Here is a 21553-nt window from a genome sequence, read left to right as displayed (position 1 = left end):
ATGCCCACTCTCTTATAGGTCGTTTCCTATACAGTGGTGAGCATCAATTACTTTATGTTGACGTTGAGGATCGGTTTCTCGAACCAATCCAGTTCTTTGTCTTCATCATAACTGGTATGCGACAAAATTACAGGCACATCATTGTTACGATTTTTGCGTCTGTCTTCCTGAATCATCACTGCTGCGTTCTCAACCGCCACATCGACACTTTGTTTGAATTGAGCCAGTTTACGCTCTGGAAGTGCAGACAAAAAATCGATGTCATGACGAATGTATACTGGCTTAAGTTGAATGAGCGCTAAACACGCAATATCTGCCAATTGTTCATTGTCGAACTGCTCCACGTATTGCTCTGAGGCAAGCACCTGCCCAACCAATGTTTCCATGTAATTGTGTACGTCTGAACTGATCTGCATCGATTTTTCTCCTTTGTTCAACACTTTGAAAGTATAGCAGTCGGGACTAACGTGCAACTCGTTGATTGCTCTTAATTTAATCAACCTCTCTCTTTTTGTAAGCGTTCGCTGTAAAACACTTGGAAAATTCCCAAATACACGTATTCTTGTTAGTTTTGAAAGTTACAGAATTTATACTGTTTGCACACGGTATTAATTGAATGCTTAACGTAACTCACTAGATATATTCAACTATTTTCAGGTAATTTGCAGTAGATGGTTTCATCTTTAATGACCTCCCCAGGCTTTCGATTCCTATTCCCAATCTTGTTGTTGGGCGTAGTCAGTTTGGGTATGGATAACATCATTCAGATGACGCAATCTAACTGGGGAATTGCTGCGAATTTGCCGTACATTTTACTCGGTTGTGCGTTGTTGATGTGTTATTCGTTCAAGCAAGGCCGAGAGTCCATGGTTTGTATCGCCATGCTCTTTGCCTACTTTGTGATTCAATATCGCCTTCAAGTCCCTCTTCAAACCGGAACTGCGCTTTTAGAGCTGACCATACTAGCGAGCTTGTTACCCGTTTCATTTCTCGCGGTGTTCATCTTCAATAAAGAAGGTTTTGATTCAAGAGCGACGTTGACTTACGTGTTCATGCTGATCATGTTCGTATTTTGGTCCTACGTGACTTTGACGTATTACGTCGAAGGTGGATTTGACGAATGGACAAACGGTATTTTGTTTATCGTGCCGACGCTTTCTAAGTTACCACTCGTCTTGGTGTTGTATTGCATTGGCATCGTGTGTTTTCTGGGTATCTTGGTCTTAAAGAAAAACAAGATCATTCACGCCATGACCTACTCTGCGATGGTGCTTGCATCAGCAACGTTTATCTTCTTTGACGTTCAGTATATTTCGAGCACGATGTTTACGCTGACAGGTCTTTTGATCATCATCTACTCTACTTCGGCTAGTCATCAATTGGCTTTTACCGACAGTTTGACGCTGATTCCAAGCCGCCGTGCGCTGGATCTTGAGCTTAAACACATGGGACGTAAATTTACTATTGCGATGCTAGACGTTGACCACTTTAAAAAGTTCAATGATACCTATGGTCATGACACAGGCGATGACGTGTTAAAAATGGTCGCATCACGCCTAATGAAGACACAAGGTGGCGCGAAAGTTTACCGCTTTGGTGGCGAGGAGTTCACCATTGTATTCAAAGGCAAATATACGGAAGACTGTGAAGCGCATTTAGAAGAAGTTCGTGAATTGATAGCGCAATATGAAATGATTCTTCGTGACCAAGACACCCGCCCTGACGACAACAAGCAAGGTCGTAAAAAACGCGGTAGTGCAGATTCGAAGAAGAAAACGGTGTCAGTTACAGCAAGCTTTGGTGTTGCAGACAGTCGCAGTGCACGCAACCCTGCAGATGTCATTAAGCTTGCGGATGAAGCTTTGTATAAAGCCAAAAAAGCGGGCAGAAACTGTGTGAAGTACTGCCACGCCTAACGCTTATAAAAACTACTCTTGATTAAAGAACAACACTAAACTGCCGCCTTTTAGCGCGCTGCCATAGTTAATGGTCAGCCCCAGACCGACGTTATCAATCCAATCTGACTTAAAAGGTGGTGTCATCAGCCAACCGACACTCGCTTCATAGTAATGCGACGTGTTCATCGGTTTGCTCGTGTCTCCACCTACATCAACTCGGTTAAAGCTGGTATAAACGGACTGGACGGTTCGGCCTACCTTGGTAAAGTCATAGAATAACTTTACCCCGTTGACCCAATACCAGCCTTCTGGGTTGCCGACATCCCCGTTATTGCCTTCTCCCCATCCCTTACCGTAGAAATAATGTGGAGACGACCAAACATACCATTTACCCCAATGCTCGTTTTCTAAATACTTCAGTTCGGCGTTCACTTCACCCACAATAGCCCACGCATCCGTATTCAGGAATACGCCATCTAAAAAGGGCCTCAAGTCACTGATAGCATCACTTCGGTAGTCATACTCGTTGCGATAATACATAAGATGAGCGCCAGCGGCGGTGCTCAACGTGAGATGTTCTGTAAGTTTGTTTTGGCGTTCGAGTTCGGTATAAGAACCTAGGATAAGCTCTTTGTTTCGATCAGGGGTTTTGTCTTCATTTATATGAACGTCTTGATCGATTCCCAATGCATACAAGCGCCCTTTTAAATTGTACTTTGTTGGGGATTGCTCGTCGTCAGTGAGAGAGAGATGATAAGGAAGTGTGGAAATAGCAACTTGTTTTCTTAAGTCAACGGAGTCTTGCGTTCCTATGTCTTCGTTGTCTATGTCGAGGTATTTGTTAGGGTCAAAGTCGTGAAAGCCAAGGGTGAACACATCACTGTCTGATAGGACGATACCGATGGCAAAGTTACGCTCAAACTCTTTCTGCAAAGTTTGTTGAACAGGGCTGGCGTGAGTTGCCATTGAAATAAGTGACAATGTCACTAAAGCATATTTCATCTTATCCTTTTGATTTAACTTGCATTTACCACCGTGTACGTGTTTCTTCCAAGCGATTTGGACGTATATAGCGCCCTATCTGCTGTCGCGTACAATTCGGCGACATTATCCTTACCTGTTGGTTGAAATGCAAACACCCCCTGTGACACTGTCACTCTATTTGCGACGCTTGAATACGCATGAGGATAATCTAGGAAGTACATGGCTTCTTGTACACGCTCAGCTTCTTTTTCGGCGGTCTGCGCATCTGTGCTATTAAGCAAGATGACAAACTCTTCCCCTCCATAACGCCCCACATATTCACCAGAACGACAGAAGGTTGCTTTTAACTGATTCGCGATGGCTTGTAGACAGCGATCCCCCTCTATATGGCCGTAGTTATCGTTAAACGGCTTAAAGAAATCGACATCAAGAAGAATTAGCGCCATCGGCATGTGGTGACGACCGTGCCACGCAATCATGGTTTCGAGCTTCTGATCAATATAACGACGGTTGTAGAGTTTAGTCAGGCCATCTTCATTTGCTTGTTGTTGCAAACGTGAATTCATCTCTTCGAGCTGTGCGGTGGCTTGCTTTAACTCACGACGCATGTGCGCAATTCGCTGCATTGCCATTAACTTAGAGTTTAGAACAAGCTTATCAACAGGCTTAATCAAATAGTCATCACCGCCCGCTTCGATTGCTTTCGCGATCATTTCTGGCTCTTCGTGACTGCTTAAGAAGATAATTGGAATCCAGTCAGGAAATGTTTCTCTGATATGAAGTGAGACTTCGAAGCCGTTCATGTCTGGCATCGCAATATCCAGCAGCACGAGTTCAGGGTCGAAACTCTCATAGGTATTGAGGGCTTCCATCCCGCTACCAACGGCTTTAACAATGTGACCTTGTTGTTTTAATCGGATTGCCAACTGCATTCGATCTAGCTGAACGTCATCAACTAAGAGAATGCGCATCGATGTCCCTGTCGGTTGCATAGCGCGTTCCATTCTTTTTATCAGTCTTTATTAAACATATATCATACACACGAGGTTGTTGCATTACGCGACAAATTTAGTGCTATATTTTTTTGTTGAACGGTCACGTAATCAAATAGTTCTTATGGTAGCTATTTGACGCATTTGGTATTAATATTCCCGCCTTTTGTAACTAGAGACACTTTAATCTGGTTACATTACGCACTACAAATTACGTGCGCTCTTATGTACTAACAGGACTCATGATGTCAGAAGCAACTAACAACGAAAGCAAAAAAATCGATCTAGAAGCTATTTCTCCAGAACTACGTAAAGTTATCGAATTCGATGAAGTTCCAGAGCAAATGTTCGAGATGGTTACCTCTATCCATGAAGTGTCTGAAGAAGCTGTTCGTGCATCTTGGGATGAAATGCCAGGAAGTGCACAAAACATTCTAGACAACTTCGAGCAGTTCCACGCTCTAGTTTCTGTTGGCCAAGCTTTTGCTGGTCTGAATGTAATGGAAGAATTCCCGACTCTTAACCTGCCAGAAAACATGACAGATGAAGATAAAGAAGACTACCGTGCTCAACTGCTAGACAATGTTCTACACAACTGTGTAAAAGACATGGTTAAGCAACTTAAGAAAGCACGTCGTGACCCTCTTCTTAAGCGTGAATTCAAAGAAGTTTTCGCGAAGTAATTCCGACACTTTCTTTAATAATAAAGGCCGCACCCTGCGGCCTTTTGTGTATCTACGGTTTAGAAAGCTTAATGGTGCGCCAAAGCAATATCGCGTTGCGTGACACTTACGCCTTTAACTTGAGCATAAACCTCATCACCGACTTTCAAATTAAGATCATCCAATGCCCACGGTGTTATCGTCGCCCATAAATGGCAATCTTCATCAAGCTTTAACGAGACTGTGATACTTTGCTTATCTTCCCCAGCAGAGAACGCCTCTATTGATGCCACAGTCGCTGGTAGTACGTTTCGAATCGATGTTGAGACTGGCTTCTCTAGCGCGATGGAAACGTCGTTTGCACGCACTTGCAGTCGGATTGGCGTATCTGGCTCCCCATCCACTTTTTGAACCCACAGACAAGCGCTTGGGGCGAGTTTCACGCACGTTAACGCGTATTTCTCGTGGTGTGTCGCGATCTTGCCTTCAAACAAGCTGCTGTGGTCTGAGAATGATTGCCAAGGACGCATAGCATGAGATGCCCATACCTCTTCTAATTTACCTGAAGTCATGATTCTGCCTTTATCGAGAATCGACAGGTGCTGCGCTAAACGCAGGATCTCTTGCAAGCTATGGGTAACGTAGACGATAGGAATATTGACCTGCTCAGACAACTCTTCCAAAAATGGCATGACTTCACGCTTACGTGGCATATCCAATGACGCTAAAGGCTCATCCATCAATAGTAGATTTGGCTTTGATAGCAAGGCTCGAGCAATAGCGACACGCTGCTTTTCACCGCCGGATAACGAGATTGGAAAGCGCTTTAATAGCGGCTTAATCGCGAGCAGCTCTATCACTTTATCAAAGTAATCATCGTCTTTTTCGGCTACGCCGTAGAGCAAGTTACCTTTCACGGAGTAATGCGGGAACAAGCGCGAGTCTTGAAATACATAACCGATTTTGCGTTTGTGCGTGGGTAAATTTATTCCGGTATCACTATCGAAAAGAACGTATTCACCAATCGACACTTTACCTTGCTTTGGCGTGACCAACCCGCTGATAACGTTGATTAGTGTGGTCTTTCCGGCTCCAGAACGGCCAAATAACGCGCTTATTCCGTTACCCGGTAACGATAGGTCGATATCAAAATCAGTTTCACCAAGTGATTGTTTAAATTGAATTACTATGCTCATCGCTTAGCTCCCAGACGCGCTGCAGCTTTGCGATTTAACCATTCTGAAATCATTAACGTCGACAGAGCCAAAACAATAGAAATGATGCATAAGCGCGCGGCTTCCATCTCAGCTCCGGGTGTTTCTATGAAGTTGTACATCGCTAAAGGAATGGTTTGTGTCTCTCCGGGAATGTTTGAGACAAAACTGATCGTTGCCCCAAACTCTCCTAAGCTGCGAGCAAAAGACAGCATAGTGCCAGTAATGATGCCGGGAATCGTTAAAGGTAGCGTAATAGTTAGGAAGACTTTGAAAGGTGACGCGCCTAGCGTTGATGCGGCGTGTTCGAGTTTAGGATCAACGTTATCTAAGCTAAGGCGAACGGAGCGCACCATTAGAGGCAATGCAACGACGATACAAGCGATAACTGCGCCCTTCCAATTGAAACTGAACACCAGACCAAAGTGTTCAAATAGCCAGTTACCCAAAACGCCTTGGCGACCTAGAGAGATCAGCAGTAGATAGCCGATCACTACTGGTGGTAAAACCAAGGGCAAATGAATGAGGCTGTCGAGAATGGATTTGCCGATAAACTCTTTTCGTGAAAGCAACCAAGCAAGAGCGACGCCCAATGGAATAAGCCACACGACGGCATACGCGCCAACTTTTAGGCTTAACATTAAGGCTTGGTATTCAAGTTCTGTCACTCTGGGCCCTTTTTATTGAAAACCGTACTGCGCAAACACTTGTTTGGCATCGTCAGATTTCAAATATTCGAAGAATTGTTCTGATTGCGTCGAGTCTTTAACGATAGCCGCTGGATAGACGATATCAGCGTGGGTGTTATTGGCAAATTCACCGACCACTTTTACTTTATCTGTTAAAAGCGCATCCGTTTTGTAAACCACACCAAGTGGCGCTTCACCGCGTTCAACTAATGCTAAGGCGAGTCGAACGTTTTTCGCTGGCGCTACTTGTCGCTCAAGTTGTTTCCAAACACCAAGGTTAGTAAGAGATTCTCGCGCATACATGCCCGCAGGAACCGAGACTGGGTTACCTAGCGCAAGGCGATTGCCCTCTAAAGCTTGGCCCCATGCATTGGCGTCTGAAAAGTTAAATGAAGTGACGGTTGAAGCTTTAGGTGCGATAAGAACCAGACTATTACGAACCAGTTCAGTGACATTGTCACTCTTGACCGCTTTTGATTTTACCAAGTAGTTCATCCACTTAGTGTTTGCAGAGATAAACACATCAGCTGGTGCGCCGTTTAGAATTTGGCGAGCGATGGATGAAGACCCGCCGTATACTGGTGTGACTTTTACGTCGTATTGTTGTTCAAATTTTTGCGCGATATCGTCAATCGCATTGGTCATTGACGAAGCCGCATAGACTTTTAAATCGGTCGTTGCGTTTGCTGCTGATGAAACGCTCAGTATTGCCGCTAGGCAAGCATGAATCTTCCATGCTTTCATAAAAACACTCCGGTGCTAGACAGGCAGAAAAAGATATTGTGGAACAACGTGCCCACTTTTATTTATGCTTCAAACAGTTAAAAACTGGATTTATTTGAACAGAAAGTCAAGATTCATATGTTGTTCTATCGCATCCGCAATGCGATTAATGCCTTGTTCTTTTAACTCTTCAAAGTCTTGTTGTTTGATTTGAGTACCGTTTACCCACTCAGATACCAAGCTCAGCACATCTGCCTCATCGAAGAACCCGTGTAGGTAGGTTCCCATAATTTGGCCACATTCACTCAGCGCTCCTTCTGACTCACCAGAATTTAACTTGAGAGGTTGAGCGCCCTGCACTTCACTTCTTCCTACATGAATTTCATAACCCTTCACTTTGGCTGTTTTGCCGTTTAGGGATAGATCTGCTTGGGAATGAGTAAGCTGTTTACTGTCGGTTAGAGTTGTCGTGATGTCTAACAAACCAAGACCTTCACTGCGACCAGGCTGGCCTTCTACGCCATTTGGGTCATCAATTACGTTGCCAAGCATCTGGTAACCACCACAGATGCCAATGACTTTACCGCCCAGACGGATGTGGCGTTGAATGTCTTTATCCCAACCTTGGCTACGTAGGTAATCCAAATCGTCTCGAACTGACTTAGTGCCCGGTAGGACCACGAGATCGGCTTTATCGATCTTTTCGCCTTTACCCACATAGCGAAGATTAATGTCTGGATTTAGGCGCAACACATCAAAATCGGTATGATTACTGATGCGCGTTAATACTGGTACCACAACATTGAGTTTCACTTGTGAAGACAGCTCTTGCTGTGCCGTAATGGCATCTTCCGCTTCAAGGTTTAATCCGTGAAGATACGGCAATACACCGAGTACAGGCTTGCCCGTTTTCTCTTCTAGCCAATCAAGACCAGATTCAAGCAAGCTGATGTCGCCACGGAAGCGATTTATAACGAAGCCTTTAACGCGAGCTTGTTCAGATTCGGATAGTAACGCCAGCGTTCCATACAGATGGGCAAACACACCACCACGGTCGATATCCGCAATAATAATGACCGGAACGTCGGCTTCTTCTGCAAAGCCCATGTTTGCGATGTCATTTTCTCTTAAGTTGATTTCCGCAGGACTACCAGCGCCTTCAATCATCACGGATTCGAATTCATCTGTTAGCTTTGCGAATGAATCCAGCACCGTTCCCATTGCCACTTTCTTGTAATCATGAAAGCCGACAGCGTCCATATTCGACAACGCTTTGCCTTGTAAGATGATCTGAGCACCGGTATCACTGTTAGGCTTAATCAGCACAGGATTCATGTGAACCGTAGGCTCAACGTTGCAAGCTTGTGCCTGAACCGCTTGAGCACGACCAATCTCTCCGCCATCTTTGGTTACCGCACTGTTTAAAGCCATATTCTGTGGCTTGAATGGGGCAACCTTTATCCCTTTGCGGGCTAATACCCGGCATAAACCTGCCACAAGAACGCTTTTTCCGGCATCTGAAGTTGTACCTTGAACCATTAATGAAGGGATTGGTGATTTCATGAACGTTTAATAAGAGAAAAAAGAAGGTGAACAATCATAACGTTATCTCAGCATAGGACTCAAGAAAATGAATCGAATATGAATGTTCGAATCAGTAATGGTTCAAATAAGGTTTGTTTTAATAGCACCATCAAAAACGAACACCTGTATAGAGAAACCAAATTATGAAAAACACTGTTATCGCTACTATCGCTGCACTTGCTATCGCTCCTACTGTTGCAATGGCTAAAGACCACAACCATGGCCAATCAAGCATTCAATTTAATGGCCCTGTTACCGTTGAGAAAGTCGATGCATTGATTAAAGACTCAAGCATGTTCACTGAGAAAGACGTGGTTGTTGAAGGCAACCTACTTCGTCAAACTCGTGCCGACCAATTTATCTTTAGCGACGGCTCTGGTGAAATCATGGTTGAGCTGGACGACGACATCCGCCTAACGACGCCAATTGACCAAACGACAAAAGTACGTCTGTTTGGCGAGTTTGAAGGCGGCAGCAAGCCAGAGATTGAAGTAGAACACCTTGTTGTTATGTAATTTTGCCTTTTCGCCGCTCAATTGAGCTGCACAACATTGAACTGAAAAATCATACGCACTTTGTCCTAGTGCATTAGGTGACGGGAAACGCCTAAAATGATACTTTGTAAATCTTGGTCTGCATTTTGCAGACCTTTTTTTCGTTCGTATTATTTTCTTGCCCGGAGACACCCATGTTAGGTAAAGCTCTAAAGGTTGCTGCCTTTGGTTTGTGCGCTGTTTTGCCGCTATCTGCACATGCAAACAACTTCAACTACAACACGATGGAATTCCGCATGGGTACTAGCCCAGGTACGTTTGGTGGAGAAGTAACAACCTACTTCACTGAAAACACACACTTTGTAGGCCGTGCCGATAGTGAGTTCAGCGGCGATTGGGACATTGCAGGTGGTATTGGTTTTAATGGCCCTGCTGGTCAGTTCGCGGATATCTTCGGCCAAATGTTGGTCCACAACATTAAAAAAGACAATGGTGATGGTGACGAATGGAAAACCGAAGTTAACATTGGCACACGTATTTGGTTTATGCAGAACGTTGAATTACACGGTCGTATTGGCCAGTTGATCGACAATGATGATTCTAAAACCATCTACAACCTTGGTGCTCGCTTCCATTCAACACAACAACTGTCGTTGGGTGCAGATTTAAAAGACAATGGCACGTATGGTCAACAGCTTGTTCTTTCTGCGCGTTTTGCTTATTAATACCAATAAGTGATTGATTAAAATTAAAAAAGCCTCTCGATTGAGAGGCTTTTTTGTTATTACGTTAAGCGCTTAACAGTAAGTTATTTGCCGCTTGGTTTGTTCTGAACGTATTTCTTAGATACATCCACAACGGCTACATCACGGAAGAAGCTACGACCTAACAAAATTGGGAACTTCATGTGACCACGTTCTGTTAACGTAAACTCGGTTTGCTCTTTTAAGTCACCGACTTGGATGTAAGCTAAAACGACGGGACGCTTATCTACGTCTTCAGATGAAGATTGACGAATCTTGGCCCAACGCTCAACAGGCAGTTTGAACTCTTTGCTCGCCTTGCCATTGATGTCGATTTTGAACTGAACCCAGTCTTTGCCATCACGCTCAAATGGAACTACTTCAGTAGCACTGATCGATGATGTCGTTGCGCCAGTATCAACACGTCCTTTGAACGTCTGGTTGATAGCTGGAATGTGGACCCACTCTTCAGCGCCCAGAATCAACATACCATCAGGTGTTTTTTGTACCTTAGCTGGTTTTTCTGGCTTTGGTTCTGGTTTCTTCTCAGGCTTAGTTTCCGGTTTTTGTTCCGGCTTCACCTCAGGTTTCGGTTCTACTTCAGGTTTCACATCCGGTGTTTCAACCGGTTGCTCAACGACTGGTGTTTCTGGCTCAACGGGCTCAGTGGTCGTCGGTGTCGACGTACAAGCGATAAGACCGCCGCTCATCATTAGCGGCAGAATCAGTTTCCAGTTCTTCATTAACTCTCCCAATTAACGTTGAGATACTTTTTGGATAGCGTCAGCAACGTAAGGAATATGAGTTTCGGTTAAACCAGCGATGTTGATACGACCATCACCGACACCATAAATGCCATAATCTTCACGCAGTTGCGCCATTTGGTTTTCACTAAAGCCTAGCACAGTAAACATGCCTTTGTGGCTCTCAATGAAATCAAATTGATCTGTATTATGGTTGTTTCTCAATTCGTTACACAAAGTTTGACGAAGGTTTAGCAAGCGTTGCTGCATTTCGTTCAATTCTTGTTTCCAAACGGAAGTAAGATTTACATCTTGAAGGATAGTTTTCACTAATGCTGCACCGTGATCTGGCGGCATAGTGTATGTTGAACGCGCTAACGTAAGCAGTTTGCCTTTCGCATTCGCCACATCTTTTGCATTTTTACCGATTACAATCGCTGCACCAGTACGCTCGCGGTACAGACCAAAGTTCTTCGAACATGAAGTCGTGATCAGCATTTCTTCAACATTGTCGGCCATAAAGCGAAGACCTTTTGCATCTTCTTCTAGACCGTCACCAAAACCTTGGTAAGCAATATCTACAAACGGAGTAAAACCGTTCTTTTGCGAAAGCTCTGTAATCGCTTGCCATGCAGAGAAGTCGATGTCTGCACCCGTTGGGTTGTGGCAGCAACCATGCAGAAGAACCACGTCAGAAGGACCTGCTTTAGAAAGGTCTTCTAGCATTTTCGCAGTATCAACTTGCTTGGTTTCTGGAGAGAAGTAATGGTAGAACTTCACTCTAAGCCCAGCCGCTTCCATCACTGGCTTGTGGTTTACGTAGCTTGGGTTTGAAATCCAAACCGTTGTATCTGGTTGTGCAACCTTCATTAGGTCACCCAGCATACGTAACGCACCACTCGCACCAGGCGTTTGAATCGCAGCCACGCGATCTGTTGCTGACGTGCCAGTCAGAAGCAAATCGATCATGCTTTGGTTGAATTCTTCACAGCCAGCAAGGCCAACGTAAGACTTGGTCTTCTGGTTTTCGACAACCACTTCTTGTGCCATTTGAATGGCTTTCATGATTGGCGTTTCACCAGCGCTGTTTTTGTATACGCCAATACCAAGGTCAACCTTGTTTGGACGTTCATCGCCGCGGTATGCGACGGAAAGAGACAAAATGGGATCTAATACGGGAGTTGGTAGATTAGAAAACATGAAAGTCATAACCCTTTGAAATTCAAGTATCGAACCTCACGGTAACACTTTCGCTAACAATGGCGAAATGATTTTTTACTCATTTCGCCAATTAGAGTACAAAATTCTGGTGACTGCGGAATTTTATGAACTCAATCGGTCACAAAAAGAACGATTCACTCATTGTAATTGATATCGAGTTTGCCATTTTTCCTGAACTCACGAGGGGTCATTGACGACCATGCTTTGAACCGAGTGCTAAAGTTTGCTCCAGTTGGATAACCAACTATTTCACCAATATGTTGAATGGACCACTCAGTCGATCTCAACAAACGGGCTGCGTATTCCATTCGCATACGAGTTAAGTGTGCCATTGGGCTTCGACCAAACTGCTGTTGCGTCAGGCGATGTAAGTGAGGCTCTGAACAAGGATAAAGTGCGGCAAGTTGCTCTACTGTCCAATCTTTGTGGAGCTGTCGTTGAACCAAATCGAATACACGACGCAGTTTTAATTGGTTTCTTGAAAGCGCGTCAGAGTGCGGCATGTTTAACATAAGCTCTAGTTGAGCAACGCTATGCGCCCCTACCTCACCACCGTAATCTATGGGCAAATTGATGCTACGCAATAGGGTTTGAATACAGGAATACATCACCTCTGGCGCTGGAGTTAGTTGATAGTCGATATCGTCATTCACCATTTCCCACTCTTTATATTGGGAAAGAAACACCCATGCGATTTGCCATGTCTCGTCTTCCATCCCAAAGCCATTTTCAATGCCTGCTGGCACGATCACTAATGATCCTGGCTCAAGTTCATAACGACAAGCTCCGCTCTCTAACCAGCCTTTTCCACGAACCGTATACAGCAACATGTGTTTCTTCTGGTTTTTGCGATAAACCGAAAAGAAATCTCGGCAAGTCGCGATGCCGCATTGGACGATCCCTCTTTCTTCGAGGGCAAGTACTCGAGTGTGATCGACAAATTCTTGATAGGTCTTATCTGAAATAGCGTAGCGTTCTTGTTTTTCTTCCATGGGACGACAACTCACAAATGCACTTAAGGCAAACGTGTTTTATCAAAGCATCGATAAAGACTGGATAGTTTGACAAAACTTTTGGATGTCTTTGAAAAATACACCGTCAAATCATACGGATAAACTACTCGCATTGTTCTTAGAGGAGAAATGCGATGCTCTTAACACGTCAATACATAGACAAAGCATTTTGGAAAAAACTGATTGCGATCGGTGTACCTGTGTCACTGCAATCCATGCTGTTTTCGTTACTCGGTGCCATCGATATTTTTATGGTGAGTCAGTTAGGTGAGTCTGCGACAGCAGCGGTTGGCGTTGGTAACCGAATCTTTTTCTTTAATCTCGCCGTAGTGTTTGGATTGTGTGGTGCAGTAGCGGTTTTAGCCTCCCAATATTATGGCTCTGGAAACCTTGCTGGCATACGTAGAACGCTAGCGCAATCTTGGTTTATTTCGCTGGTGGTAACTCTGCCATTCATCTGGCTGTATGTGGTTTATGACAAAGAGATCGTCTCTTTTATGGCGGACGATCCTGAGTATGTTGGCTATGCGAGAGAATATTTAGTCGTCACAGGTTTGAGTTTGATAGGCACGGCAGTTGTCGTTCCTATTGAGTCGGTTTTGAGATCCGTCGGTGAGGCAAAGATGCCGACTTACGTTAGTATTGCCGCTATCATCGTGAACGTTTTCCTTAATGCGGTTTTGATCTTTGGCTTGCTAGGATTTCCACAATGGGGTGTATTTGGGGCTGCAGTCGGTACATTTATCTCACGCTTTTTCCAAACTGCGGTACTGGTTTACTTCTTTTGTCGTCGGTATTCCCATCTGCTCCCTACTCTTTCAGATTGGCGTGAAGGCACAGTAAAGAAGTATCGAAACAAATATTTCAAAGTCTCTATGCCAATGTTAATCCACGATGCGTTGTGGACTGGCGGATTAATAGTCTACAGCATCATTTACGGCCAATTGGGCGTAACCGAACTGGCGATTATCTCGTTCCTATCACCAATTGAAGGGGTATTGATTTCAACCTTTATGGGATTCGCTGTTGCCGCATCTGTGCTGCTTGGGAATGACATTGGAGCCCAACAATATGACCGTGTAGAGAAAACCGCGTGGTGGTATGTATTAACGAGCGCAGTATTGGCAACCATTTTGTTCTTTGCCGTATGGATTTGCTCGCCTTTGATTTTGAATTTGTTAGAGATGAGCCCGCTCACAGACAAACAAATGGCGTTAAATGTATGTTTGGTGCTCGCATTAGGCATGATACTGCGCGTGTTTAATATGGTTGGTATTGGAGGCGTATTAAAGAGTGGCGCTGATATTCGCTATAGCATTTTCATCGACACGTTTGGTCAATGGGCGATTGGTATTCCGCTTACCTACTACACAGGGATGGTGTTAGGTTTACCACTGCATTGGGTGTTGATGTCCCTACTGGTCGAAGAATTAGTAAAAGGTATTCTGACCACACACCGAATTCAGTCTAAGCGATGGATTAACAACATAGTTGATGATGACTCTAGTGTGACGGCGTAACTGTAACGTTGTGCTATAGTTGTTGAGTCAAGCCTCACACCGAACGATTTCATCAATCAAAGCTTTAAAAGAACTCACACCAAAAGGGCACATTCGAAATATCCGAATGTGCCCTTTTTATGTTTGGCTTTTCTTGAGTTGGAACGCTTAAAGCTCAGTGAATCGATGGATGATTTGATTCGAGCTGCCTCGCCATTCTAGATTGAGGTCTCGTTTATCTTGCTCGTATTTGCCATCGATTAATGTGTCGATGTATTGCGTCACTTCACGCTGCGCATCGTCGAGCTCTTCAAGCGTGTAACCTGTCCAAACCCAAATATCTTTGCCTGGGCACTCTTCTCTTACGCGTTTTACAAGCTTAAGAATGTGCGGCACGTTCGCTGGATGCAAAGGGTCACCACCAGACAGAGATAAACCACGGCGTTTGATACGCGTGTCGTTTAGGTCTGCAATGATTTTGTCTTCTGCTTCTTGCGTGAAAAACACACCAGAATCCAAGCGTTGCGTCGACTGGTTATAACAGCCGCGGCACTGGTGTACACAGCCCGACACAAATAGCGTGCAGCGTGTACCTGGTCCGTTAACAACGTCAATTGGATAATATTGGTGGTAGTTCATAATCGTGCCTTGTTTTGCTGGCTAGAAAAGAAAATCAACCCACGACAGGTTGATTTTCATTATTGGGTTTGAGCTTAAGTAAACCTTACAGGTGTTTAACTCGACGCTTCACTTCTTCTTGCTTACCGAAGTTAAACGGACGTGCATCTGGGCTGCCTAGGTAGCCACAAACACGACGTGTCACTGACACTTTGGTTGAATCATGGTTGCCACAGCTTGGGCAAGTGAAGCCTTTACTTGTACAGTCAAATTCACCGTTGTAGCCACACTCGTAACACTCATCAATTGGAGTGTTTGTACCGTAGTAAGGTACGCGGGTGTAACTGTAGTCCCATACGTTTTCTAGTGCTTCAACGTTACGTTGCATGTTCGGGAACTCGCCGTAACAGATAAAGCCGCCGCTTGAGATTTCTGGGTAAGGCATCTCAAAGTCGATCTTGTCGTATGGGTTCACCTTTTTCTCAACATCTAGGTGGAAGCTGTTGGTGTAGTAACCTTTGTCTGTTACGCCTTCAATAACGCCGAACTCTTTCGCGTCGATGCGGCAGAAACGGCTACATAGGTTTTCACTTGGCGTTGCGTATAGGCTGAAACCGTAACCAGTATCTTCTGCCCAACCGTTTACTGTGTCTTTCAGGTGCTTGATGATCGCTACTGCTTTTTCACGCAGCACAGCGTCATCGTAAACGTGCGCTTCTGTACCGAATAGCGCGTTAATTGTCTCGTGTACACCGATGTAACCAAGAGAAATAGACGCACGACCATTCTTGAAGATATCTGCGATTGAGTCGTCAGCTTTCAGGCGAACACCACACGCACCTTCCATGTAAAGGATTGGTGCAACACGTGCTTTCACGTTTTCTAGACGAGTGATACGTGTCTCTAGCGCTTTACGAGCAAGACGTAGGCGATCGTTTAGAAGCTCGTAGAATTTCTCTTCGCTGCCGTTTGCACGGATAGCGATACGAGGAAGGTTCAAGCTCACTACGCCAAGGTTGTTACGACCTTCGTGAATCAGCTCGCCGTTTTCTTCGTAAGTACCAAGGAAGCTACGACAGCCCATTGGGGTTTTGAATGAACCCGTTACTTCCACTACTTTGTCGTAGTTAAGAATGTCTGGGTACATACGCTTAGACGCACACTCAAGCGCAAGTTGCTTGATGTCGTAGTTTGGATCTTCTGATTTGTGGTTCAAGCCATCTTTGATGCCGAATACCAGTTTAGGGAATACCGCTGTTTTACGGTTCTTACCTAGACCTGCAATACGGTTCTTCAGAATCGATTTCTGGATAAGGCGTGAAGCCCAGCTTGTACCAAGACCAAAACCGAACGTAACGAATGGGGTTTGACCGTTCGCCGTGTGTAGCGTGTTTACTTCGTATTCTAGAGATTGGAACGCGTCGTAACACTCTTTCTCAGTGCGCGCTTTTGCGAACTCTTCTGGCTCAGCAATGTTCCACTCTTTTGCGATCTCTAGGTGTTTCTCGTAGCTTGTGATTACGTACGGTTCTAGAACTTCATCAATACGGTTGATGGTTGTACCGCCGTAAATGTGGCTCGCTACTTGAGCAATGATCTGTGCCGTTACTGCTGTTGCAGTCGAGATTGATTTTGGCGTATCAATCTCAGCGTTACCCATTTTAAAGCCGTGCGTAAGCATGCCTTTAAGATCGATAAGCATACAGTTAAACATTGGGAAGAACGGAGCGTAATCCAAATCGTGGTAGTGAATGTCACCTACTTCGTGTGCTTGAACCACATCGCGTGGAAGGATGTGTGTCTTCGCGTAGTGTTTCGCTACGATACCTGCCAACAAGTCACGTTGAGTCGGGATTACTTTACCGTCTTTGTTCGCGTTCTCGTTGATTAGGTCTAGGTTGCTTTCTTCAATCAGACCTTCGATTTCGCGAGTCAATGCGCTTTGTTTTTCACGAGCGATGTCGCGATCGTGGCGGTATTCGATGTAAGAACGTGCTAGGGCTTTGTAAGGACCTTGCATGAGTTCATTCTCGACTAAGTCTTGAATCTCATGGATGTGAACTTCATCGTGATCCTGAAGCTGTAACTCAACTGCCAGAGCAACATTTAGTGCATAAATGGCGACATCTTTGTCTTTGTTTTCCGCTGCTGCTTCTACTGCTGCTTGAATACGATCCCTGTTAAACGGAGCTCTTGAGCCGTCACGCTTGATTACGATTGGTTTCACTTTTTCTCCTTACCCCAAAATACTCACAGAGTTATCCACAAATACACTATATGGGGTTATTTCTTATTCTGATGACACAATATATTGTGGCGTATTTAACGAGAAGCACCAATTGAAAACATTGATTTTGATCAATAAAAAATGGGTAGCGAACAAGAACAAATCGATCTTATTGGCGTTGATCTCAGTTGCGAAGAAAACTGTGAAAATTGCAAAATTGGAGCGAAATCCACTTGCTTTTTTTCGAGGTCTTATAGGATAAAGGATGGAAAGGAATGCGCTAAATAATAGGAGTGCAACAGACCAAAATGCGATCACTTTTTGTTACGACGATATTACTTTTTAGTTCTCTTTCATTCGCTCAAAATTCCATCAACTTAACCAGTTGGAATATTGAATGGTTATCTATAGATGGTGGAAAAGTTTCGAGAACACCACAAGATTTTGAAAAACTGACCCACTATGTGGATAAAACACAAGCCGACATTCTTGCTTTTCAAGAAGTCGAAAGTGCTGCTGCCATCCAAAAAGCTGTTGGTAATGACTTCACTATTTATCTGTCTGATCGTGCGAACGCCTCTAATCGACATCTTCAGTTCAACGATACCAATCAATACACAGGTTTCGCGGTGCGTAATGGCGTAACCGTATTAGACAAACCTGACTTTTCTATTACACGAGGCAACAGCAAGCTCCGCTTCGCCAGCTACCTTGTTTTGAATCCAAACCAAGACAACGAGACTCACCTACTCTCTGTGCATCTAAAAGCGGGTTGCAGTGGCGCATATCGCAATAACCGAGACTGTAAGATAGTGAAACAACAAGGACAGGCACTAGCTAAGTGGATAAAAGCGCGCGAAGACAACAAACAACAATATGTTGTGCTTGGCGACTTTAACCACAATTTGGGTTATCGAGGAGATTGGTTATGGGAAGTACTATCGGACAAGACCGATGCTAAGTTAGTGACCAAAAATACCAAAGCGGAATGTAAAGTGCGTTCTAATCGTAATCCGAATAAAACCCACCAATTCCGCTCGGTGATAGACCACATTATTGTGAGTGGTGATTTAAAGGCGTCGTCTGGTGTTCAAACCGTTTTCAAAACACAAGATGTGCTCGACTACAAACTGAGTGATCATTGCCCGGTGTCTACGACGCTCTCTTTTTAACGTTGATACTTTCTTTAGCGATGAACCACTCTTTTAGCGGTGAATGACCCAACCAACATTGCCGCTATAAAGAGCAGAACTTGTACGTTGCCAGTAAAAAGGCTGGCAACCGCAGGACCAGGACACACACCCAATAAGCCCCAACCAACACCAAACAGTGCTGCACCACCAACTAGCTTTTTGTCTATCGTTTTAGAAGTTGGACATACAATCTCATCACCAAACACAGATTCGCTTCTTGGCTTTATTAATAACAGATAAGCAGGAACGAACACCGCAAGTGCTCCGCCCATAACGAAGGCCAAGCTTGGGTCCCATGAACCGGTAATATCGAGAAAGCCGATCACTTTTGCCGGGTCTGCCATACCGGAAATCACCATACCAATGCCGAAGAGCACACCAGAAAATGCAACAATGGAAATTTGTTTAATACTTTTCATTACGTCAGTTTTCATAACGACACTATTCCTTACGATATTAGCAAGACGGTCAACATAGCTGTTGCCATAAAAGTACACGTCGCGACAACAGAACGGATAGAGAAACGCCCCATTCCGCAAATACCATGACCACTTGTACAACCATTACCAATACGTGTACCTACCCCAACCAGTAAACCAGCAACGACAACCAAACCAAGAGAACCGCTGTACTCAGTTGGTACGTGTCCGCCAAGGGCATAAACAGCAAACACACCGCCTAATGCCATCGCAATTAAGAACACAATTCGCCAAACGCGATCTGTATTCTCAATCGCGCCATTTAAGATCCCGCTGATTCCCGCTGTCTTACCAGTGAAGAGCATCAATATTACCGCTGATGCGCCAACCATTACGCCGCCCAAAAGCGACATCCAAGGAACTTCAAACATAACAATCACCAATATAAAGTTTGAATTATTGCTTACAGAAAATTTGGTTAAACGCTTCGATCAGCGGAGCGACTCTTCCATCAGAAATCGAATAAAACACCTGCTGAGACACCTTTCGAGCTTTGATGATGTCGTGTTTTCTCAATACGGTGAGGTGTTGTGAAAAGGCTGATTGGCTTAATGTTGAGCCTTCAAACAGTTCACCGACCCCTTTTTCGCCTTGAATTAGCTTGCACATCACGATTAAGCGCTCCGGATGAGCCATAATTTTAAGTAGCTCACTCGCTTCGGTCGCGCTTTGTAGCATACTGTCGCCCATTCTTATGCCCCTTCATCAATACGTTAAGTTTTATTAGATATTACTAATTAATATTATTAAGTCAATGCTAATGTAGCTAAATTAACATTAGACATGACTAATTTATTTAAGTAAGGTGTAGGCGTTTTCGATCATTCAGTAGGAGAAATCCATGAGCAAAATCGTGATTATTGGTGGTGTTGCTGGCGGTGCATCTGCAGCAGCTCGCGCTCGTCGTCTTAGTGAAGACGCAGAAATCATTATGTTTGAACGCGGTCCATTTGTGTCATTTGCAAACTGTGGCTTGCCGTACCACATTGGTGGCGATATCCAAGAACGCAGCAAACTGCTTCTTCAAACGCCTGAGAGCTTTTTAGCGCGTTTCAATGTTGATGTTCGTGTGATGAACGAAGTGGTTTCAATTAACCGCCAAGATAAAACGGTTACGGTTAAGAACCTACTTGATGGCTCTGAATACCAAGAGAGTTACGACTTCCTTCTACTTAGCCCTGGTGCAGGTCCAGTAGTGCCGCCTATTCCGGGTATTGATAACCCGTTAACGCATTCGCTGCGTAATATTCCAGACATGGATCGCATCATTAAGACGATCGAAACCAACAAAGTTGAACACGCTACCGTCGTTGGCGGTGGTTTTATCGGTTTGGAAATGATGGAAGCCTTCCACCAGCTTGGTGTAAAAATCACATTGGTTGAAATGGCGGATCAAGTGATGACGCCCGTTGACCGAGAAATGGCTGGCTTTGCTCATGCTGAAATTCGCGAAAAAGGCATCGACCTGCGTTTAGGCGTTGCTCTATCTTCTGTTGAATATGTTGCGAACCAATCTGTCGCTAACACTGAAGCGGGTGAAGATGACACGCACCAACACCTTCAAGGAATGCTGACACTGTCTCTAAACAATGGTGATCAACTTGATACCGATATCCTGATCATGGCGATCGGTGTTCGCCCTGAGACAAAACTCGCACAAGAAGCCGGTCTTCAAATTGGTGCGCTAGGCGGTATTTACACCAACGAGTACATGCAGAGCAGCGATCCTTCAATCTATGCTGTTGGTGATGCGGTTGAAGAGAAAGACTTTGTCACTGGCGAACAAACACTTGTTCCGTTGGCAGGTCCGGCAAACCGTCAAGGTCGTATGGCAGCAGACAACATGCTTGGCCGCCAAGAAACTTATCAAGGAACACAAGGCACGGCGATCTGTAAGATCTTTAATTTGGCCATCGCTTCCACTGGTAAAAACGAGAAGCAGCTTAAACGTGAAAACATCGCTTATGAAAAAGTGTATGTCCACACAGCAAGCCATGCCAGCTACTACCCTGGCGCAGAAACTGTGTCGTTCAAAATGTTGTTTGATCCAGCAACCGGAAAGATTTTAGGAGCACAAGCTGTAGGTAAAGATGGCGTTGATAAACGTATCGACGTAATGGCAGTTGCTCAGCGTGCAGGTATGACGGTAGAACAATTACAACACCTTGAGCTAACTTACGCGCCACCTTATGGTTCAGCGAAAGATGTGATTAACCAAGCAGCGTTCGTTGCGAACAACATCATTAAAGGTGACGCAACAGCGATTCATTTTGATGAAATCGACAACCTGTCAGAAAACCAAGTGCTGCTTGATGTACGTAACCCGGGAGAATTGGAATCTGTAGGCTTCATTGAAGGCGCGATCAATATTCCTGTCGACCAGCTTCGCCAACGTATGAATGAACTGCCGAAAGACAAAGAGATCGTGATTTATTGTCAGGTCGGTTTGCGCGGTAACGTCGCCTATCGTCAACTGGTCAACTCAGGGTTTAAAGCACGTAACCTACTTGGCGGTTACCGTACTTACAAGTTCGCAAAAGCTTAATCTCTGATTCTAAAAATCTAAGGTTTAGGGCT

Annotated in this window: 22 protein-coding genes; 7 read left to right on the top strand and 15 right to left on the bottom strand. The window is 44.6% G+C overall.

Features of this window, described 5'->3' with window-relative positions:
• Positions 1 to 47 precede the first annotated feature (47 nt).
• Entirely contained in the window at positions 48 to 416 is a 369-nt protein-coding gene (locus KJB05_RS23230; RefSeq protein WP_038896671.1) for a late competence development ComFB family protein, read from the bottom strand.
• A gap of 255 nt (positions 417 to 671) precedes the next feature.
• On the opposite strand from KJB05_RS23230, the gene KJB05_RS23225 reads away from it, so the two are divergent.
• Complete coding sequence (locus tag KJB05_RS23225; protein ID WP_208444254.1) at positions 672 to 1916, top strand: GGDEF domain-containing protein; 1245 nt, start codon at positions 672 to 674, stop codon at positions 1914 to 1916.
• Positions 1917 to 1928: 12 nt separating this feature from the next.
• Here the strand turns inward: KJB05_RS23225 and KJB05_RS23220 are convergent, their stop codons facing one another.
• Both KJB05_RS23220 and KJB05_RS23215 read right to left on the bottom strand, forming a co-directional pair.
• A complete protein-coding gene (locus KJB05_RS23220; protein ID WP_052447874.1) occupies positions 1929 to 2900 on the bottom strand; it encodes a Solitary outer membrane autotransporter beta-barrel domain in 972 nt (323 codons plus the stop codon).
• A gap of 14 nt (positions 2901 to 2914) precedes the next feature.
• The gene (locus KJB05_RS23215) at positions 2915 to 3874 is read right to left on the bottom strand and encodes a diguanylate cyclase (RefSeq protein ID WP_020196882.1); all 960 of its coding nucleotides are present in this window, start codon (positions 3872 to 3874) and stop codon (positions 2915 to 2917) included.
• Positions 3875 to 4119: 245 nt separating this feature from the next.
• On the opposite strand from KJB05_RS23215, the gene KJB05_RS23210 reads away from it, so the two are divergent.
• Complete coding sequence (locus KJB05_RS23210) at positions 4120 to 4557, top strand: DUF3069 domain-containing protein (RefSeq protein ID WP_005435194.1); 438 nt, start codon at positions 4120 to 4122, stop codon at positions 4555 to 4557.
• 68 nt (positions 4558 to 4625) lie between these two features.
• Here the strand turns inward: KJB05_RS23210 and modC are convergent, their stop codons facing one another.
• From modC to KJB05_RS23190, 4 genes are all read right to left on the bottom strand, one after another.
• Positions 4626 to 5732, bottom strand: coding sequence for a molybdenum ABC transporter ATP-binding protein ModC (modC, locus tag KJB05_RS23205; RefSeq protein WP_208444255.1), 1107 nt, complete (start codon positions 5730 to 5732; stop codon positions 4626 to 4628).
• Positions 5729 to 6418, bottom strand: coding sequence for a molybdate ABC transporter permease subunit (gene modB, locus KJB05_RS23200; RefSeq protein ID WP_208444256.1), 690 nt, complete (start codon positions 6416 to 6418; stop codon positions 5729 to 5731). The genes modC and modB overlap by 4 nt, the downstream gene beginning before the upstream one ends.
• A gap of 12 nt (positions 6419 to 6430) precedes the next feature.
• Positions 6431 to 7183, bottom strand: coding sequence for a molybdate ABC transporter substrate-binding protein (modA, locus tag KJB05_RS23195; protein ID WP_045478042.1), 753 nt, complete (start codon positions 7181 to 7183; stop codon positions 6431 to 6433).
• A gap of 90 nt (positions 7184 to 7273) precedes the next feature.
• On the bottom strand, positions 7274 to 8725 hold the full coding sequence (locus KJB05_RS23190; RefSeq protein ID WP_208444257.1) for a cobyric acid synthase: 1452 nt from the start codon (positions 8723 to 8725) through the stop codon (positions 7274 to 7276).
• 164 nt (positions 8726 to 8889) lie between these two features.
• On the opposite strand from KJB05_RS23190, the gene KJB05_RS23185 reads away from it, so the two are divergent.
• Together KJB05_RS23185 and KJB05_RS23180 are read left to right on the top strand one after the other, a co-directional pair.
• Positions 8890 to 9261 carry a NirD/YgiW/YdeI family stress tolerance protein gene (locus KJB05_RS23185; RefSeq protein ID WP_005427087.1) on the top strand — a complete coding sequence of 124 codons (372 nt, stop codon included), beginning with the start codon at positions 8890 to 8892 and terminating at the stop codon, positions 9259 to 9261.
• 173 nt (positions 9262 to 9434) lie between these two features.
• Positions 9435 to 9965, top strand: coding sequence for a hypothetical protein (locus KJB05_RS23180; protein ID WP_005435209.1), 531 nt, complete (start codon positions 9435 to 9437; stop codon positions 9963 to 9965).
• 83 nt (positions 9966 to 10048) lie between these two features.
• Here the strand turns inward: KJB05_RS23180 and KJB05_RS23175 are convergent, their stop codons facing one another.
• The 3 genes from KJB05_RS23175 to KJB05_RS23165 all read right to left on the bottom strand — a co-directional run bounded on the left by KJB05_RS23175 (position 10049) and on the right by KJB05_RS23165 (position 12939).
• Positions 10049 to 10726, bottom strand: a complete 678-nt coding sequence (locus tag KJB05_RS23175) for a RimK/LysX family protein (RefSeq protein WP_009705382.1) — start codon at positions 10724 to 10726, stop codon at positions 10049 to 10051.
• Between the two features lie 12 nt (positions 10727 to 10738).
• Positions 10739 to 11926, bottom strand: coding sequence for an amino acid aminotransferase (locus KJB05_RS23170; RefSeq protein WP_208444258.1), 1188 nt, complete (start codon positions 11924 to 11926; stop codon positions 10739 to 10741).
• A gap of 155 nt (positions 11927 to 12081) precedes the next feature.
• Complete coding sequence (locus tag KJB05_RS23165; RefSeq protein WP_180826218.1) at positions 12082 to 12939, bottom strand: AraC family transcriptional regulator; 858 nt, start codon at positions 12937 to 12939, stop codon at positions 12082 to 12084.
• Positions 12940 to 13094: 155 nt separating this feature from the next.
• Between KJB05_RS23165 and KJB05_RS23160 the strand changes: the two genes are divergently transcribed.
• Positions 13095 to 14480, top strand: coding sequence for an MATE family efflux transporter (locus KJB05_RS23160; RefSeq protein WP_208444259.1), 1386 nt, complete (start codon positions 13095 to 13097; stop codon positions 14478 to 14480).
• Between the two features lie 147 nt (positions 14481 to 14627).
• Here KJB05_RS23160 and nrdG read toward each other — a convergent pair whose 3' ends face one another.
• Positions 14628 to 15098 carry an anaerobic ribonucleoside-triphosphate reductase-activating protein gene (gene nrdG / locus KJB05_RS23155; RefSeq protein WP_005435220.1) on the bottom strand — a complete coding sequence of 157 codons (471 nt, stop codon included), beginning with the start codon at positions 15096 to 15098 and terminating at the stop codon, positions 14628 to 14630.
• Between the two features lie 85 nt (positions 15099 to 15183).
• Entirely contained in the window at positions 15184 to 17304 is a 2121-nt protein-coding gene (gene nrdD, locus KJB05_RS23150) for an anaerobic ribonucleoside-triphosphate reductase (RefSeq protein ID WP_005435223.1), read from the bottom strand.
• 308 nt (positions 17305 to 17612) lie between these two features.
• Between nrdD and KJB05_RS23145 the strand changes: the two genes are divergently transcribed.
• Positions 17613 to 18476, top strand: coding sequence for an endonuclease/exonuclease/phosphatase family protein (locus tag KJB05_RS23145; RefSeq protein ID WP_208444260.1), 864 nt, complete (start codon positions 17613 to 17615; stop codon positions 18474 to 18476).
• 14 nt (positions 18477 to 18490) lie between these two features.
• Here the strand turns inward: KJB05_RS23145 and KJB05_RS23140 are convergent, their stop codons facing one another.
• Genes KJB05_RS23140 through KJB05_RS23130 form a run of 3 tightly spaced genes read right to left on the bottom strand, consistent with a single transcriptional unit; the run spans position 18491 to position 19666 of the window.
• Complete coding sequence (locus tag KJB05_RS23140) at positions 18491 to 18931, bottom strand: YeeE/YedE family protein (RefSeq protein WP_208444261.1); 441 nt, start codon at positions 18929 to 18931, stop codon at positions 18491 to 18493.
• A 14-nt stretch (positions 18932 to 18945) separates the two neighbouring features.
• Positions 18946 to 19359 (bottom strand): YeeE/YedE thiosulfate transporter family protein, encoded by a 414-nt coding sequence (locus KJB05_RS23135; RefSeq protein WP_348542169.1) that lies wholly within the window; start codon positions 19357 to 19359, stop codon positions 18946 to 18948.
• 13 nt (positions 19360 to 19372) lie between these two features.
• Entirely contained in the window at positions 19373 to 19666 is a 294-nt protein-coding gene (locus tag KJB05_RS23130; protein WP_208444263.1) for a metalloregulator ArsR/SmtB family transcription factor, read from the bottom strand.
• A gap of 151 nt (positions 19667 to 19817) precedes the next feature.
• Here KJB05_RS23130 and KJB05_RS23125 point away from each other — a divergent pair, with 151 nt between their 5' ends.
• A complete protein-coding gene (locus tag KJB05_RS23125; RefSeq protein ID WP_208444264.1) occupies positions 19818 to 21521 on the top strand; it encodes an FAD-dependent oxidoreductase in 1704 nt (567 codons plus the stop codon).
• Positions 21522 to 21553: the final 32 nt, after the last annotated feature.

This window comes from Vibrio sp. B1ASS3 (assembly GCF_905175355.1).
GTDB lineage: Bacteria > Pseudomonadota > Gammaproteobacteria > Enterobacterales > Vibrionaceae > Vibrio > Vibrio owensii.
Note: the sequence above shows the minus strand (reverse complement) of the source record. Positions and strands in the feature narration are given on the sequence as shown.